The following is a 16944-nucleotide window of genomic DNA, read 5'->3' as shown; positions in this document are numbered from 1 at the left end:
CTGGCAGCTCTTTCACTGCCTTGACCCCAATAAAGCCCAATCCACCTGAACCTTAACTGAATGTAATATTTAGGCTAGAGCCGGGTTTTCCCCGTCTCGCCCATGTCGATATCGCCGCCGGTCGCCGCGGCGAACAGCAGCTTGGCTTTGGCCACGGCGCTGCCGGGGCCGTCCCAGAGTTCACCGCGCGAGGGAGAAACCGTTAAAAGGCGAATGGCGGGGTCGTTTTCATCATCCCACCAGGCTTTTGCGAAGTTGGAAAAGATTTCGGCGATTTTTGCGCGGTCATTGGTGATTTTGGCTTCGCCGGCGATCACCACGTAATCGTTTGAGCCCTTGTCGACGAAAGCGCAGGAGACTTCAGGGAATTTTTCGATCTCCTCATTCTTGTGGCCGGATTCATCGACGAGGAAGTAAAGCGCGTGCGCGTCGCGATCGACATGCGCCGAGAGCGGGCGCGAATGCTGCTCGGAGCCGCTCCAGGTGGTGAGCATGCAGATCTTGATATCGTCGGCGAGATTCCAGATCTTGTCCTGCGTCTCGGCGGGGGAAAGCTGGTCGGCCTGTTCGGTGTGATGGGACATGAGCAAACTCCTTTTTGTGTTCGGGGAAGAACGGCGGAGAGGGCTTATGGGTTGCTTGTTTCTGTCTCACGGCGCGCAGTTGTTTCCTTTGCCTCACGGGCCGCACCGCTCCGCGCATGACGGTCCTAAAGCCGGACCTATGCGCTGCGCTGACCCTCCGGCGGGGCGGCGCAATGGTGCGCCGGGGTCCTCGGCTTCACCTCGTCCGGTACAATTTTTAGAGTCGGGGCGCGCACGAAAGCGGCCGACGGCCATGGGCCTCGGGGGATAGGGGTGGGCGATGAACGGCGAAGCAAGCTTCATCCGATTTTTTGTAGTGTGCGAAGCCAGCTTCGCCGTTCATGACCGGGGTTTTTGGCTTAGTCGCCCTTCAGAAGGCTAGGGTCAATCCCCTCTCCCTTTCGGGAGTACGACGGCGGTAGCAATCGCGCCAGTCCCACACAGGAGATCAGGCGGCCGGTTCGCGCCGTCCGGCGCTTGTGACGTTTGGGCCTTCCCCGCAGCGACCCGCGAGGAACCCGGACCAGGCTTGCCGAAAGCTCGTATGCATCCGCGCCCGATGCAAGCCCATGAAGCGAAGCCTAATGCGGGCGGGACGCGCGGGGATAAGTTTCTTGCGTGGGTCGCTATTCGCCCCATTGGGTTTCGCGCTCCTCCTCGTCCATGCGCTGTTGCCGCCGCCTGCGAAAGCTGGCGGTGGCCGATGCGAGCAGGGCGGCCATATCGGTGTTCGCGGCATCGATCCGGCCCTTGAGGCTGCGGGGATCGGCGTAGGGGAAGCCGTGTTCGAGGCCGAGGGTTTCCAAGCGGGCCTTGGCTTCGCCCAGCACCAGCAGAAGGGTTGAAAATTTGACCGGGCCGTGCGGGAGCGCCGGGATTGTGCGCTTGTGGCCGAGACCGGTCGCAAAGCGCCGCAGATCGGTCAACAGGGCCCGGACCAGCCGGATGGTTCCCTCGGGCGCTTCAAGCGTGGGGCGCGATTTGCCCTGCGCGGTCATGAAGCCCAGAACCGCCGCCAGCCGCGCCATCAACGCGGCATAGGCTGCGGGGGTGGGCGTGGATGTCTTGCGGCGTGGCATGGGCCGGTCTCCGTGTCAGGTCTCGCTCCGGCGGGGCGGAGGGTGACAGGAGAGGATAGGGGAGGTTGAGGCGGTGGGGATTAGTTAGGTTCTCGTTCAAGGACGCCCGCATAAATCGCCGGCTCAATCAATTTGCTGGGTCCCCGACTTTGTTCGCCCAACACTGCTACTCTATACTTTGCACGCGTAATTGCGACGTACAAACGGTTATGGGAAATGTAACTCAGGTATCGCTTGCTGCTTTCACTGTCGTTAGGTGACTTGTACGGAACGCGTCCTTCGTCAACCCCAACAATCACGACACCAAAAAATTCAAGGCCTCCTACATAATCGCTATGCCCCAAAACAAAGTGTCCAGATTTTCTCGCCTGCTCGACGGCTTGCAGGTCACCTCGTCGTGTTAGAATACTTATAGGTTTGTTTTTTTCTTCGGTATATTTTCTCAGCTGATCCAGCAAAGCGTCGTCCAGACAAACTATCAACAAATCGCTGCGCCGACAGCCCATATCAGAGACAAACGACTCCGCGATCGAGAATGCCCCGGCAATCATATCTTGCTCGCTACCGTACTCAAGATAAGTTGGTCGCCGACTCAGAGCCTCTTCGTCAGCTGTAAAGCCAGATGAGGCCATATCTAAGGGGTTATCGAAATTTTCGAATAAGGTGGCAGCAGAGGACACAACGGAGAATGCGAGATTAACAATTTCCGGGGAAGATCGGAATACAGTTTTTATCGCACTATTTCCGTCAGATTGTTGATCTCCTGGAATTACTGACTCAGCGATCTGTTCGTTAGTCCAGCCACGATCACCGACTGCTTGTGATCGATCGATCGAATAGACGATCGGATAAGGCCCTTCCGAACGAGTAAAATGATGAAATACGTGTAGTTCGTTAATATTGAATAGATGTGTTTCGTCCACAAATATTGCATGATATCCTTGACGAGAACGCCGTCTTCGCCAGATAGGCGTATCAAGTTGGCCGATGGTGGTAATGACAACATCATCGGTGTCGAATTGACCCGTAGCGCGAAGACGATCTTGGTAATTTTTAAATACGCCGTAAACGAAAGACTTGTCGCCATCGTTTTCGACCGGGAGCCCATATTTTAGGGAAGGAATGGACTTATAAGTGTCAAAGTGCTCAGAAGCGCGCCCTTTTATAATAACGCTTATTTCATGCTGCATGAGTTCACTAAATGTCCATCTATCCTCATTTTTGACAAATGATAAAAATTTGGAGCTCATAATTTTCGCATAGGAATCGATTTTTAGTGTGGCTTGATCGATTGCCTCATTAATATGAAGTAGTTGGAGTCCCTTAGATTCCATTGCATCACGATCAAGAAACTCGGTCTCTGCAATGGATTGCCTTAGTTGCTGCGAGCAGAGGTCGCTCAGCGTCAGTATAGAAAGAGATTGGCCTGAGCTGGAAGGCGACTGTTCGCCAAAGCCGCGCTGGTCCATGACTTGGACTGTTTCCCGGATTGTGTCTCGGGTAGCTGCGCTATGAGTGAGGAAAGCGGCATGAAAGTCCCGCTGCTCACCAGCGGCCTGATTTAAATTGAACAGTGCCTTCAAGATAAGGGAGAGGGTCTTTCCAGTGCCTGCCGGTCCCTCTATGCGGAAGCTCCCTACAATGGGTGCAGTTACAAAGCGTCGTTGAGAGTCGGTTAGGAGTGGCAACCAGTCGTCGTAACTGCGAAACATGCTTGTCGCCGTGCCGTTACCTAGTCCGGTTAAACGAGCTACCTGTAACTGATCAATGTCGGCTAGGTTCTCTGCGGGCCTAGTGTCACGCTCACTTCTAACCGCATCAATTACGCGAGGCAGGCCTTCGTATACTCGCTTGAAGTTGGCAAACGATGGCTCTTCGGACGGGGCACCTTTGTCAAAGCCCGCCTTATAAACGAGCAAAAAGGTGCCTGCACGCCCCCGCTTTTCCAAGCGTTCGGCCATGGGTTCCCGCTCAATAACGACCCGATATGGATCGGGGCGAAACTGAAATGGGAATAATATGGCTTTGCTACTCCCGGTAATCACCCTTTCGGAATAAGTTAGCGATAGTCCAGTCCATAGCTTTTTACAGAAGCGGAGCAACTTTTGAAAAACGTAAAGAATTTCGGCCGGCGGAAGTTGATCAAATATACCTGATTGCTGTGAATCTATCACCAGGTATCTAGGCTTTTCATTCGACTTGATATGGTGCCAGAACGTACCCGCATCATTATTGATCTGTTTTATACTATTTGGCAATACTGCCCGCTCGGCATTTCCACATAATAGGTCCGCAAGGACATTTCCGTCAGGAAACTCTATAGATTGGAGAGTTCTTTCCGAAATGATTTCATCAATGGTTGCCAAATCAAGAGTTAACGTCTTCATTTATTTTGACCTCGTTGGAACCAAGAAGCGAACGGGTAAGGGTCTCTATTTGTGACTCTGCGAAATCTGGAACACCTATGCGTCCATAGAGCATTGAGAAACTCTGTAGTAGGTGTTCTACAAAAGGCGGCTGAAGCTCGGAAATGGGCATTGCAAATTCGTCGGCGTCGAATGCGAGTCCGCTAACCAATGTATTTGTGGGCCGACTCATGCCGCCGGCGACGCATGTCGCAACCGACGATGATATATTCTTTACTTCCCGAAGTAATACGACGTAACCAGATTCAATTTCATCAGTATATATTCTAGGTAGAAAGTAATAACCAGACAGTTTGTGAGAAAATAGTTCCTTTAGGAGGCGTTCTTTTTCCTTTCTGAACGGCGACAAAAGTGAAACCTCATTTAAGTTTCTGAGCGCCAAATCGGAAAGCTCACCTTCACGTTTGGAAATTTTTCCTAACCGTTCCCGCGATAAACGATCTTTTTTTTCATCAGTTGGAAAGAATAAATAAGCTAGCTCGGTAATAGTATGAATCCGGAGCAAATCGTCGGGAACATTAAGATTTGCGAGCGTCTCCTTTTTCTGGGCGTCAATCTGTCGAGTCAGGCGGTCCTCAAGTATGTCGCATCCGTCCACCCACACCCAATCCTCCAAGCGCACCACTGGAAGGTAGTTGACCAAGGGGACCTTGTCATTTTTTAGGTCACAGCGAGCTGTGATAATCACTCCATGAACAGGGCGTTCTGCATATCGGTCGGCTTGCGCACAGCAAAAAACGACCCCCTGTGTGAGTGTCCCTATCAGAGCATCTTTTAGCAACTCGGCCCCCTAGAAGATTAATGGCCAAGATAGCTTCTAGCGCGAATTGGTCAATCAGGCGCGTATCAAACGCCTGCAAAGGTAAATCGAACGCCGGGGGGATCAGATCTTCTGCGGCGCAATACGGGCCTCGTTTCAGCTAGCGGGCGACCTATTGATATTACCAAATATTGCGAAACTTGGTCAGCTTCACCCCCCAGGCCCCTCCAGCGCATCCATCTCCATATCCCGCAGCTTCTTGATCTCGTCGCGGAGTTTGGCGGCTTTCTCGAATTCCAGATTGGTGGCGGCTTCGCGCATCTGGTGTTCGAGGTCTTTTATCACCGCGGCGAGGTTGGCGCCGACGGGGACTGTGTCCTTGCCGTCTTTGCCCGGGCGGATTTTGACGGAGACGTGGTCGCGTTCGTAGACGGAATCCACGATGTCGTTGATGCGGGCCTTGACCGATTGCGGGGTGATGCCGTGCTCTTCGTTGTAGGCGAGCTGTTTTTCGCGGCGGCGGTTGGTTTCGGCCAGCGCCCGTTCCATGGAGCCGGTTTCGCGGTCGGCGTAGAGGATGACCTTGCCATCGACGTTACGGGCGGCGCGGCCGATGGTCTGGATCAGTGAGGTTTCGCTGCGCAGGAAGCCTTCCTTGTCGGCATCGAGAATGGCGACGAGGCCGCATTCGGGGATGTCGAGGCCTTCGCGCAGCAGGTTGATGCCGACCAGCACGTCGAAATTGCCCAGGCGCAGATCGCGGATGATCTCGATGCGCTCGATGGTGTCGATGTCCGAATGCATGTAGCGGACCTTGATGCCCTGCTCGTGCAGATATTCGGTGAGATCCTCGGCCATCTTCTTGGTGAGGACGGTCAAAAGCGTGCGGTAGCCCTTGTCGGTGGTCTGGCGGATTTCGTCGACCACATCGTCCACCTGATTGGTGGCGGGGCGGGTTTCGACGACGGGGTCGATCAGCCCGGTGGGGCGGATGACCTGTTCGGCAAAGACGCCATTGGTCTGCTCTAACTCCCAGGCGCCGGGGGTGGCCGAGACATAGACCGTCTGCGGGCGCATGGCGTTCCATTCCTCGAAGCGCAGGGGGCGGTTGTCCATGCAGGAGGGGAGGCGGAAGCCGTATTCGGCGAGGGTCGCCTTGCGGCGCAGATCGCCGCGATACATGGCGCCGAGCTGGCCGATGGTGACGTGGGATTCGTCGACGAAGACCAGGGCGTTGTCGGGGAGGTATTCGAACAGCGTGGGGGGCGGCTCGCCGGGCTTGCGGCCCGAGAAATAACGCGAATAGTTCTCGATGCCGGCGCAGGAGCCTGTGGCTTCCATCATTTCGAGATCGAAGAGCGTGCGCTGTTCGAGGCGCTGGGCTTCGAGGAACCGGCCCATGCCGTTGAGTTCCTGCAGGCGGGCGTTCAGCTCTTTCTTGATCTCCTTGATGGCCGCATTCATCGTGGTGCGGGTGGTGACGTGGTGGGAGTTGGCGAAGACGCGCACGGCGGTCAATTCGGCCGATTTCTTGCCGGTCAGGGGATCGAATTCGGAAATGGATTCGATCTCGTCGCCGAACAGCGTGATGCGCCAGGCAGCGTCGTCATAGTGGGCGGGGAACACTTCGATGGTGTCGCCGCGCACCCGGAACGTACCGCGCACGAAGCCGATGTCGCCGCGCTTGTATTGCAGGGCGACGAGTTCGTTCAATAGGGCGCGTTGGTCGATGCGCTGGCCCTTTTCGAGCCAGATGGTCATCGTGGTGTAATCTTCGACCGAGCCGATGCCGTAGATGCAGGAGACCGAGGCGACGATGATGACGTCGTCGCGTTCGAGGATCGCGCGGGTGGCCGAGTGGCGCATCCGGTCGATCTGCTCGTTGATGGTGGATTCCTTCTCGATATAGGTATCGGTGCGCGGAACGTAGGCTTCGGGCTGGTAGTAATCGTAATAGGATACGAAGTATTCGACGGCGTTGTCGGGAAAGAAATGCTTGAACTCGCCATAGAGCTGGGCGGCCAGCGTCTTGTTTGGGGCGAGGATGAGGGCGGGGCGGCCGGTCTGGGCGATCACCTGGGCGGCGGTGAAGGTCTTGCCCGAGCCGGTGACGCCGAGCAGCACCTGATCGGTCTCGCCATTGTTGGCGCCTTCGAGCAGTTCGGCAATCGCGGTGGGCTGGTCGCCGGCGGGGGTGTAATCGGTCTGCAGGCGGAAGGGGATGCCGCCCCTGTCCTTTTTGAGCGCGGCCGGGCGGTGGGGCTTCCAGGCATTGGTGCCCTCGACCTCCTTGCGGCCCTCGGCAATGATCTTTTCGAGCGCGGCGACGGTGGCCGAAACGCCGGCCGAGGAGTTGGTCACGTCGGTGGGCGCGTGAAAGCCGGCCTGCGGCGCTTCGGCGAACCCATCGAGGTTGGTGGGGCGCTCGACGGAGTTGGCCTTGGATTTTGGGGCCTTGAGCGACATGCCGGTTGCCTCCGAGCGCTTGCCCTTGGCGGCGCTGGACTTGCGGGCGTTGGCTTTGGCGTTGTCCTTGCCCTTGCCTGCGAGGCGCTCGGTTTCCTGGGCCTCGGCGGCGGCTTTCTGATCGGCGCGATCGAGGGCGCGCTTGTTGCGCATGCGTTCGGCGTAAAGCGGCTTGGAGGCCTGTGCATCCTCGGCTTTTTCGATTTCCTTGATGAAATCGTCGATCGAGAATTCGGCTTTGCCGGGGCGGGATTTTTTCTCGGAGGTCATGGAGCACCATATCGGGCCGCAGTTAGAGCTATTCAATAGCATCAACAGAACGGAGTGTGAACAGTTGCTGCTGACAGGGCGTGTCAGGAGGGTATGGTCTTGCGTTGCTTGTGCCGGGCGGTGCGCCCCTCCCACTTCTTGCGCGCGTAAGCCTGCAGATCGGCGACTGAGTCGGCTTCGTCGACGATTTCCTCGCCAATCAGGGTTTCGATGAGATCTTCGAGCGTCACCAGACCGGCTGTGCCGCCGAAATCATCGGTGACCAGCGCCATGTGACGATCCTTGAGGACGAGGATGTCGAACAGCTCTTCAAGCGGCGTGGTTTCAACGACACTGGTGATCTCGCGGCGAAAGCTTGCAAGGGTGCGCTCAAGTTCTTCCTCCAGCGCCAGATTGAGGATGTCGGTCTTGAGAACGAAGCCGGTGGGCGTATCGATGGAACCCTCATAGACCGGAACACGGCTGAAGCGAAGGTCCTGACGGCGCTCGATCGCCTCGCGCACTGTCGTTTGCTCATCGAGGGCGAACGCAACCGTGCGCGGGGTCATGATGTCCTTGACCGTCAATTTGTCGAATTTGAGCAGATTGGCCACTACCTTGGAATCCCCGCGATCAATGACACCCTCGCGCCGCCCGATATCTGCCATTGCTATGATTTCTTCGCGGGTGACTGGCGGTTGCGGCTCGCCGCGCGACAGGAGGCGCGTAATGAACTGAGACATCTTGACCAGCGGCCACATGACAATGATCAACACCGGCAGGATGCGTGATGCGGAGGGTGCGAACGACTGCCAATAGAGAGCGCCGAGTGTTTTGGGGATGATCTCGGATAATACCAGGATCAGAAAGGTGAGCACGGCTGAAAAAACAGTGACTGCAGCATCGCCGAACACGATCTGCGCCTGTGCACCGGCACCTGCCGCGCCCACTGTATGTGCGATGGTATTGAGGCTTAGAATTGCGGATAGCGGCCGGTCGATATCGTCCTTCAATTCCTTGATCCGACTTGCGACCCGCGGTTTTTCGCCCTCGATCGTCGCTGTGTAGGTCGGCGTGATGCTGAGCAACACGGCTTCGAGCATCGAGCACAGGAACGAAATGCCGATGGCCAGAACGATGTAGATTGTCAGAAGCGTCATTAGCGAGCTTTCAAAGTTTCGCCGCTTTTGCGGCATCGGAAAGGCAATGTTCCGCCAGTGGCTTGGTTCCCGGTGCCGTGTCCCGTGCTCAAAGCTGTCTATGCGCCATGGGACGCGATGCTGCGGTCCGCGTTAACGCAGCATTGGCGAGTGTGATCCTACCATCGGGGAAATTCTCTACGCGCAGGAACGCAGGATGAGTGGTTCGATACGGTTGGCCGAAGTGTTGGGGGCGCTAAGCCGGGCTCTCGATATGACAGAAGGGCAGCCTCCCGGTCATTGCATGCGGTGCTGCTGGATCGGGGTGCAGGTGGGCCGGTCGATGGGCATGGACGAGGCAGCGCTGCGCGATCTCTATTATGCGCTGCTGCTCAAGGATCTTGGGTGTTCGTCCAATGCAGCGCGCATCTGCGAATTGTATCTGGCCGACGACCTGACCTTCAAGCGGGACTTCAAGCATCTCGACGGCAGCCTGCCGCAGGTGCTGCGGTTCGTCTTGTCGCACACCGGGGCGGAGGCGGGACTGGCAGAACGGTTCCGCTCGGTGGTCAACATCATGCGCAATGGCGGGGAGATCGTTACCGACCTTATCGAAACGCGGTGTCAGCGCGGGGCGGAAATCGCCCGCCAGATGCGGTTCTCCGAGAATGTGGCGCAAGGCATCCTCGATCTCGACGAGCAGTGGAATGGTGGTGGCAAGCCTACGGGCAAGATCGGCACCGATATCTCGCTGTTTTCTCGTATTGCGCTGATGGCGCAGGTGGTGGACGTGTTCTTCATGTCCGGCGGGCCGGAGGCGGCAATGGCCGAAATCACCTCGCGGTCGGCGACGTGGTTCGACCCGGCGGTGGTGTTCGCATTTTCCGACGTGGCGGCGGACGATGAGTTCTGGGCCATGCTGGCGCGCGAGGATATCGAGCAGGTGGTGCTCGATCTCGAGCCGGGCCACGAGATGCAGCGGGCCGATGAGGATTATCTCGACGACATCGCGCAGGCCTTTGCGCGGGTGATCGACGCGAAAAGCCCGTTCACCTCCGGCCACAGCGAGCGAGTTGCTGTGTTTTCCGATCTGATCGCCGAGGAGCTCGGCTACACTGGGGCACGTCGGCGCTGGCTCAAGCGCGCCGCGCTGCTGCACGATATCGGCAAGCTGGGCGTTTCCAACAGCGTGCTCGACAAGCCGGGCAAGCTCGATGATGCCGAATGGGTATCCATGCGCGATCACGCCCGGCTGTCCGAGGATATTCTGGCGCGGATCGGAGCGTTCGCCGATCTGGCCGTGGTCGCAGGCGCCCATCACGAACGGCTCGACGGCAAGGGCTATCCCAACGGCAAGACGGCTGACGACATCGATCTGGATACACGGATCGTTTCGACGGCGGACGTTTTCGACGCGCTGACGGCGGACCGGCCCTATCGCGCGGCGATGCCGATGTCCAAGGCGATGGGGATATTGTGGGAGGGCGCGGGGACTTCGCACGACCCTTTGTGCATCGAAGCGCTGGAGCGGGCGTTGGTGCGGTCGGAGCAGGCGGTGGCTTAGTCAGGGTAGACAGTCCGGTGATGGTGGGACATTGTCGGATGATACGATTGGGAGATTGAATTTGGGCTTTGGTGTTTTTATTCATCGCGCAGATTCGATCTATGACGATAGCCCGGCCACTCAATACCAGTTTCCGTCGCAATATTATTCCCGTGTGAAATCCTGTATCGGCGATTGGGTTGTCTATTACGAACCAACCAAAGTGCGAAATTCGCGCGGCTATTATGCCGTGGCAAAGGTCGCCGACGTCATACGCGATCCCAACACGCCTGATATGTTCTTAGCTCTCATCGAGCCTGGAAGTTATCTGCCCTTCACCAACCCTGTGCCGTTTGTTCTCGACGACAAATTGGTCGAGGCTGGCCTGCTCAATGATCTGGGGCGGATATCGGGCAGGGCGCAAGCGGCAGTCCGTTCTCTTGGGTCTAAAGACTTCAATCGGATCATCGATATGGGCCTCGTCGGGCAGGACGATTTGCTTCCGCGAAGCGATGCACTAGCCTCTGTGCCGCCTGGACTGGAGGAAGAGCAAGCGCCGTTTGAAGTCGAACGAGAGCGGGTGCGTGTGCTTACGTCCCGCATTCTACGTGATAGAGTATTTCGGCGCGTCGTCTTGAAGGCGTACGACTCGCGGTGCGGAATTACGGGTCTCAAACTTATCAATGGCGGGGGGCGGGCCGAAGTGGAGGCCGCGCACATTCGGCCGGTTGAGGCAAATGGCCCCGATATCATCAATAATGGCGTGCCGCTTTCGGGGACAATCCATTGGATGTTTGATCGGGGTCTGATCACGCTGGAGGATGATCTGGAGATCGTTATTTCCCGTCAGGTCAATGATCGGCAGGGGCTGGAAAGTCTAATCAATAAGTCCGGGCGGCTTATCGGGCCAGACGAACTGCGAGATCGACCGCATCCGGAATTCCTGTTGTGCCATAGAGAAAACGTATTCAAGTACTGAGCATCCTGAGAGCCGCCCTCACGTCGTTCCGTCGCCAGCGGTGGCGGCGTTGACTACGTCGTCGGGGATGTCGTCGAAGCTTGAGTAGTTCATTGTGTAGAGGCGGGCGTAGAGGCCGTTTTTGGCCATCAGTTCGTCGTGGTTGCCCTGTTCGATCAACTCGCCGTTTTGCAGTACGATGATCCTGTCGGCGCCGCGGATGGTGGCGAGGCGGTGAGCGATGACGAGGCCGGTGCGGCCTTCGAGCAGTGTTTCCAGCGCCTTTTGAATCTGACGCTCGGTGTAGCTATCGATATTGGCAGTGGCCTCGTCGAGAACGAGGATCTTTGCGTCTGCAACAAGGGCACGAGCAAAGCTGAGAAGTTGGCGCTGGCCGAGCGAGAAGTTGGAGCCGCGCTGTTCGAGGACAGTATCGTAGCCATCGGGCAGGCGGGTGATAAATTCATGCGCGCCGACGGCTTTCGAGGCGGCGATGACGTCATCGAGCGTGGCGGAGGCCTTGTTGTAGCGGATGTTTTCAAACACGGTGCCGGTGAACAGGAACGGTTCCTGAAGCACCATGGCGACCTGTTCGCCCAGGCTTTCCTGGGTGATTTCGCGTACGTCATGGCCGCCGACGCGGACGGCGCCGGACTGGACTTCATAAAAGCGGTGGACGAGGGCCATGGCGCTGGTCTTGCCCGAGCCGGTGGGGCCGACAAGGGCAACGGTTTCGCCGGGATTGACGTGGAAGGAGACGTTCTTGAGAACCGGGCGCTTGGGATCGTAGCCGAAGACGACGTTGTCGAAATCGACCGAGCCGTCCATGTCTCTGGTGAGATTTACCGCGTTCGGGCTGTCGGCGATGGAAACGGGGACGTCGAGCACTTCGGTGATGCGGCGGCCCGAGGTCATGGCGCGCTGCATGATCGAGTACTGCATGGTCAGCGAGCGGATCGGATCGAAAAAGCGCTGGATATAGAACAGGAAGGCGACGATGATGCCGACCTGCATGGAGCCATTGAGGACCAGCGAGCCGCCGACCACGATGACGGTAGCCATGGCGATGCCGGTCAAACTGTCAACGATCGGGACCATGACCTGGGCGTAGCGCGAGCCGGTCAGCTGGGTTTTGAGATTGGACCAGGCCTTATCGTCATAGAGATCGAAATTGACCTTCTGGCGGTCGAGATTCTGGATGGTGCGCACGCCATTGATGCCTTCGGCCATGGCGCCATTGGTAGCCGAATTGGTCTCATGCGCGGCCCAGAAGGCCCGCTTGGCTGGGGGCAGCCAGAAAATGCGGACGATGAACAGCGCGGGCATGGTGGCCAGGGTCAACAGCCCCAGGCCCCAATCGAGGCTGAGCAGCACGACGACGATGCCGCACAGCAGCACGAGATCGCCGATGGAGATGACTGAGGTCTCAAGAAATTCCTGCATGGAGTTGACGTCGCCCTGCAGCCGGCTCATCAGGCGCCCGACTTCGGTCTTGTCCATGAAACTCAGCGCGACCGCCTGAAGGCGTGCGAACATGGCGCGGCGCATGTCGAAGAGCACGTTTTCGGCGACGTTGCCGACCTGCTTTTCCTGCACCCAGGAGGCTGCGAAGTTCAGAGCCACCATCACGGCGAAGGCGAGCACTGCCCACAGCAGGTTGGTCGTATCGCCGCCGGCAGTCATGCCGCTGTCGATCGCGTAGCCGATGATGAGCGGGATGGAGAGTTGGGTGGCGGTGAATACCAGAACGGCGCCAACCGAGAGATAAATGCGGTGGCGGTAGGGATGTACGAAGGCCCAGATGCGGCGCACAGTGCGCGGGTCGTAAGCCTTTCCAAAAACCTCTTCCTCGATATGGGCGCTGCCTACGGTCGCGCGAGGCGGGCGTTGGCCGGGGAAAGTGGCGATGTCGCGTTCGTCGTCGAGATCGGTCGTGCTCATTGGCCGGCCTCCGTCAATTCGATGTCTTCTGTGGGCCGGGTCTGGAGATCGTAGAGGGCGCGATAGCGTCCGCCCAATTCAAGCAGTTCGGCGTGTGTGCCGCGTTCGGCAATGGCGCCGTCCTCCAGGAAGAAGATAGTGTCGGCGTCCATGAGCGAGGACAGGCGGTGGGCGATGATGATGGTAATCCGGTCCTTGGCATAGCGGCGGATGGCCGAGCGGATGCGGTGCTCGGTACCCGCATCGATGGCGGCTGTGGAATCGTCGAACACCATGACGGCTGGTTTTAGAACCAGACTGCGCGCAATGGACAGACGCTGGCGCTGGCCGCCCGAAAGCGAAACGCCGCGTTCGCCGACCACCGTGTCGTAGTCAGCGGGCAAGCCCATGATGTAGTTGTGGAGCTGGGCGCTTTCAGCCGCTTTCTCGATGCGCGTTTCCTTGGCCCAGGGATCGCCATACGCGATGTTGTTTTCGATCGTCGTGGTGAACAGGAACGTGTCCTGCTGCACGACTGCGACGCTGGTGCGCAGGGATTTGAGTGACACGTCGCGGACGTCCTGCCCGTCGATTTTGATACTGCCTTCGCTGACGTCGTAAAAGCGGGCGATCAGATGGGCCAGGGTGGACTTGCCGCTGCCCGGAGCGCCGACGATGCCGATGGTCTGACCCTTGCGGGCGGTGAAGCTGATATCCTTGAGCGTGGGATGGGTGATGCCATCGTAAGTGAAACTCACCTTGTCGAATGTCAGCGTGCCTTCGGGGACAACCAGATCCTTGGCGCCCGGCTTGTCCTTGATCGCCACCGGAGCGTCGATGAAGGCAAAGAATCGATTGCCGCAGGTGGAAGCGCGGGCAAAGGAATTGACCATCAGGCCAAGCTGGCGCACCGGCATCTGCAGGATGGTCATGAAGGTGAGAAAGCTGGCCAGCGTGCCCACGCTGATATCTCCGGCGATGACTTTGTTGCCGCCGACCCAAAGGACAAGCCCCATCGCAGCAAAGAACGAGAAGGTCATCATCGAGGTGTTCTTGACCCGGATGTTGGTGCGCTGGTGCGCCAATCCGAGAGCATCAGCTGACGCTGTGTCGAACTTATTGAGCTCGTGCTTCTGGCCCGAAAATGCGCGGACGACGCGGATGCCGCCGAGGTTTTCCTCCATGATGCGGGTGAGAACCGAGAGTTTTTCCTGCAAGGTCAGCCATGTCTGGCGCAGCGTCAACTGGGCGACCGAAGACCGCCAGGCGACAAAGGGCACAAAGCTCAACGCCAGCAGGCCGAGCACCAGGTCGGTTGAAATCAGCATCCACGCGCCAACGCCAATCAGGATAGTAAGCAACACGACCCGGATAAGACCTGTTGAAAAGAACATACGGATACCGTCGAGATCGAGTAGACCGATGGTGATCAGGTCGCCTGAATGGACCTTGTCGTGATAGCTGTATGGAAGGCGCTGGACCTTGTCGTAGAAGGCCAGGCGCAATTCGTAGCCGACGTGATGGCCCACCGATTCCGCAAAATAGTTCTGCAGCAGTGTGAACACGCCGCGCAGGATTGAAACGACGAGCAAGGTGATTGCGCTCAGCCAAAGGGCCTGTTCGGCATTTTGGCCGGATACCGACACGATATTCTGGGCCTGGTCGATGGCTTGGCCCAGAAGGCGCGGCACTGCAAGCTGAAGCAGGGCGGCAATTATGGTCGCCAGGACCGCGATTGCGACTTGCCAATGGTGGCGCAAAGAGAGAAGGGCGATGCGCAGCAGGGGGCTGCGATCCTTGCCGGAATGGGCGGCGGCAACATGGGCCCGAGCGTCGCCACGCGAACGCTCGCGGCCAGCCGTGAGGGTGGTCACTGAATTATCCAGACATCAAAAAAAGCCCGACCTGCAACGGGAAGCCGTCTTGCAGAAAATCAGGCAAATCACTCGCCTGTGTATTCAAGGACGATTTGTGACAGGTTGCAAGGTGTTACGGCCTGCCAAGTTGCAATTTGGCGAAACAGTGCGCTGTAACTGTGCTGCGGCTCGGACGCCGGATAAGAAAAAGCCCCCGCCGGGGAGGATCGGCAGGGGCTTTTTTGGGCGAAGAACGTGTGCCGGTCAGGCGAAGGCGCCAGTGAATGCCATCACTGTAACCATCATTGTGACCATGACAGCGCCGGCGGCGGTTCCGATGCTCATCTGAATAAGGGTGCGGGCCATTTTTAGCCTCCAGTGTTTGATGCCTCTGTACTGCATTAAACGGTTCGACGTCGGATTTGGTTTCAGCCGATGACAGTTTCGTGCGCAGTGCAGACATAAGGACATTTTCCAACTGAACCGCGCCTGAATGGTGCGCATGGAGTCGATTTTGGACCGGGCATTCCGCTAACGCGGCCCATCAAAGTCCAAGTGCCGAAAATTTTAAGCATTTCTGCATAGGGTCGCTGAAGGCTCCGCCGGTGTTGAGGGACGGCAACGGTGAGGCTTAGCGGAGGACAATGCGTATGGCGGTATTATCTGTCGCTGGTGTTCAATCCTCCGTCGCAATCAGGACCTTTCCTCCAGAAGGACGGCCGGGTCACGGGCTCGAATATACGGATTGAAAGACAGAATGTTTTCGAAACTCAGCGTAAAATTCAGGGTTTATGGCGCCTTTGGCGTTCTTATGGCGTGTTTGCTTCTTGTCGGACTGGCTGGCCAGCTCGGCGTGCAGGCCATGAGCGGACTGCTCGATGGCTACCAGGCGAGTGCCGCCAAGACCCAGGAAATCAACGATTATGTGCGCGACCTTGAGGCAGCGCAGCGGCTCAATTACGAATTCCGGCTCAATCCGTCCGAAGAAACAGCCGAAGCCCTTGTGGTCATGATCGAGGACGTGGCGACCAACGACGCTGATGGGCTTGCCCATTTCGCAGGCGATAGCCTGGCCCTTGAAACCATCGGCAGGGTCGAAGTGCTGGCGCTGGAATATCTCGCCGCCGCCCAGGATATGATCGCCGGGCAGCAGTCGATGAATGTCACGGCCCAAGTCACTGCATCGCGTACGCTCGATGAACTCGGGCCGCAGATGCAGTCCCTGTACGACAATCTCTCGGATCAGGTCACCGACCAGCAAAATGCGCTTGGTGCCCGTATCGACGCTGAGCAAAGCTATTATATGACGCTTCTGATCGCCGAGATCGTAGCCGCCTTGTTGATCGGCGCTGCGTGCGCGTTTGCGATGGGCCGCTGGCTATCGGGCGCGATCTCAGGCATGACAGCCATGATGCGGCGGCTGGCCGATGGCGACTTTAATACCGACATTTCGGGAAGCGAGCGCGAGCACGAATTGGGCCAGATGGCCAAGGCCCTGCAGGTATTCCGCTCGAATGGTCAAGCCATGGAAGCTGCCGAGGCGGAGCGCCTGCTCAATGCCAAGACGGCGGCCGAGCGCGCCGCCATGATGGAGCGGTTTCAGACAGCGTTTGACGCCGTGATCAACGCCTGTGTTGCCGGCGACTTCACCACACGGATCAACGAGAAGTTCGGCGATGACGATATCGATCGAGTGGCTGCCAATTTCAATGCCATGCTCGACACGGTCAATGCCGGGCTGGGAGAGGCAGGACACGTGCTATCGGCACTTGCCCGCACCGATCTTACCCAGCGGATGGAAGGCCGGTATCAAGGTGCTTTCGCTGCGCTTCGTGACGACACCAATGCTGTTGCTGAAAAGCTGACCGAGATCGTTGGTCAGCTTAAGACGACCTCGCGCGGGCTGAAGACTGCGACTGGCGAAATCCTTGCGGGTGCAAACGATCTGTCCGAACGCTCGACAC

Annotated in this window: 11 protein-coding genes; 3 read left to right on the top strand and 8 right to left on the bottom strand. The window is 57.8% G+C overall.

Annotated features, from left to right (window positions below):
* Positions 1-74: 74 nt before the first annotated feature.
* The 6 genes from ACN0TA_RS13705 to ACN0TA_RS13680 form a co-directional block, all read right to left on the bottom strand.
* The gene (locus ACN0TA_RS13705) at positions 75-584 is read right to left on the bottom strand and encodes a pyridoxamine 5'-phosphate oxidase family protein (protein ID WP_417583861.1); all 510 of its coding nucleotides are present in this window, start codon (positions 582-584) and stop codon (positions 75-77) included.
* Positions 585-1210: 626 nt separating this feature from the next.
* A complete protein-coding gene (locus ACN0TA_RS13700; protein ID WP_417583859.1) occupies positions 1211-1663 on the bottom strand; it encodes a hypothetical protein in 453 nt (150 codons plus the stop codon).
* 80 nt (positions 1664-1743) lie between these two features.
* Positions 1744-4050, bottom strand: a complete 2307-nt coding sequence (locus ACN0TA_RS13695) for a UvrD-helicase domain-containing protein (protein WP_417583857.1) — start codon at positions 4048-4050, stop codon at positions 1744-1746.
* Complete coding sequence (locus tag ACN0TA_RS13690) at positions 4031-4870, bottom strand: hypothetical protein (RefSeq protein ID WP_417583855.1); 840 nt, start codon at positions 4868-4870, stop codon at positions 4031-4033. Before ACN0TA_RS13690 ends, ACN0TA_RS13695 begins: the two co-directional genes overlap by 20 nt.
* 189 nt (positions 4871-5059) lie before the next feature.
* Positions 5060-7585 (bottom strand): excinuclease ABC subunit UvrB, encoded by a 2526-nt coding sequence (gene uvrB / locus ACN0TA_RS13685; protein WP_417583853.1) that lies wholly within the window; start codon positions 7583-7585, stop codon positions 5060-5062.
* Between the two features lie 83 nt (positions 7586-7668).
* On the bottom strand, positions 7669-8724 hold the full coding sequence (locus tag ACN0TA_RS13680) for a CNNM domain-containing protein (protein ID WP_417583851.1): 1056 nt from the start codon (positions 8722-8724) through the stop codon (positions 7669-7671).
* Between the two features lie 196 nt (positions 8725-8920).
* Between ACN0TA_RS13680 and ACN0TA_RS13675 the strand changes: the two genes are divergently transcribed.
* The gene (locus tag ACN0TA_RS13675; RefSeq protein WP_417583849.1) at positions 8921-10267 is read left to right on the top strand and encodes an HD-GYP domain-containing protein; all 1347 of its coding nucleotides are present in this window, start codon (positions 8921-8923) and stop codon (positions 10265-10267) included.
* 61 nt (positions 10268-10328) lie between these two features.
* Positions 10329-11225 carry an HNH endonuclease gene (locus tag ACN0TA_RS13670; RefSeq protein WP_417583847.1) on the top strand — a complete coding sequence of 299 codons (897 nt, stop codon included), beginning with the start codon at positions 10329-10331 and terminating at the stop codon, positions 11223-11225.
* Positions 11226-11243: 18 nt separating this feature from the next.
* Here ACN0TA_RS13670 and ACN0TA_RS13665 read toward each other — a convergent pair whose 3' ends face one another.
* Positions 11244-13145, bottom strand: coding sequence for an ABC transporter ATP-binding protein (locus tag ACN0TA_RS13665; protein WP_417583845.1), 1902 nt, complete (start codon positions 13143-13145; stop codon positions 11244-11246).
* Positions 13142-14998 carry an ABC transporter ATP-binding protein gene (locus tag ACN0TA_RS13660; protein ID WP_417583843.1) on the bottom strand — a complete coding sequence of 619 codons (1857 nt, stop codon included), beginning with the start codon at positions 14996-14998 and terminating at the stop codon, positions 13142-13144. The genes ACN0TA_RS13665 and ACN0TA_RS13660 overlap by 4 nt, the downstream gene beginning before the upstream one ends.
* Before the next feature lie 739 nt (positions 14999-15737).
* Here ACN0TA_RS13660 and ACN0TA_RS13655 point away from each other — a divergent pair.
* Positions 15738-16944 (top strand): HAMP domain-containing protein (locus ACN0TA_RS13655; RefSeq protein WP_417583841.1); only part of this gene is annotated, 1207 nt, incomplete at its 3' end.

It is taken from the genome of Pelagibacterium sp. (assembly GCF_048264985.1).
Classification (GTDB): Bacteria; Pseudomonadota; Alphaproteobacteria; order Rhizobiales; family Devosiaceae; genus Pelagibacterium.
This window is presented reverse-complemented; position numbering and strand designations above follow the sequence as displayed.

Coding starts and splice junctions, on each gene's coding strand:
- ACN0TA_RS13665 (WP_417583845.1), bottom strand. CDS start 13,145: ATGAGCACGACCGATCTCGACGACGAACGCGACATCGCCACTTTCCCC.
- ACN0TA_RS13680 (WP_417583851.1), bottom strand. CDS start 8,724: ATGACGCTTCTGACAATCTACATCGTTCTGGCCATCGGCATTTCGTTC.
- ACN0TA_RS13700 (WP_417583859.1), bottom strand. CDS start 1,663: ATGCCACGCCGCAAGACATCCACGCCCACCCCCGCAGCCTATGCCGCG.
- ACN0TA_RS13695 (WP_417583857.1), bottom strand. CDS start 4,050: ATGAAGACGTTAACTCTTGATTTGGCAACCATTGATGAAATCATTTCG.
- ACN0TA_RS13675 (WP_417583849.1), top strand. CDS start 8,921: ATGAGTGGTTCGATACGGTTGGCCGAAGTGTTGGGGGCGCTAAGCCGG.
- uvrB (WP_417583853.1), bottom strand. CDS start 7,585: ATGACCTCCGAGAAAAAATCCCGCCCCGGCAAAGCCGAATTCTCGATC.
- ACN0TA_RS13705 (WP_417583861.1), bottom strand. CDS start 584: ATGTCCCATCACACCGAACAGGCCGACCAGCTTTCCCCCGCCGAGACG.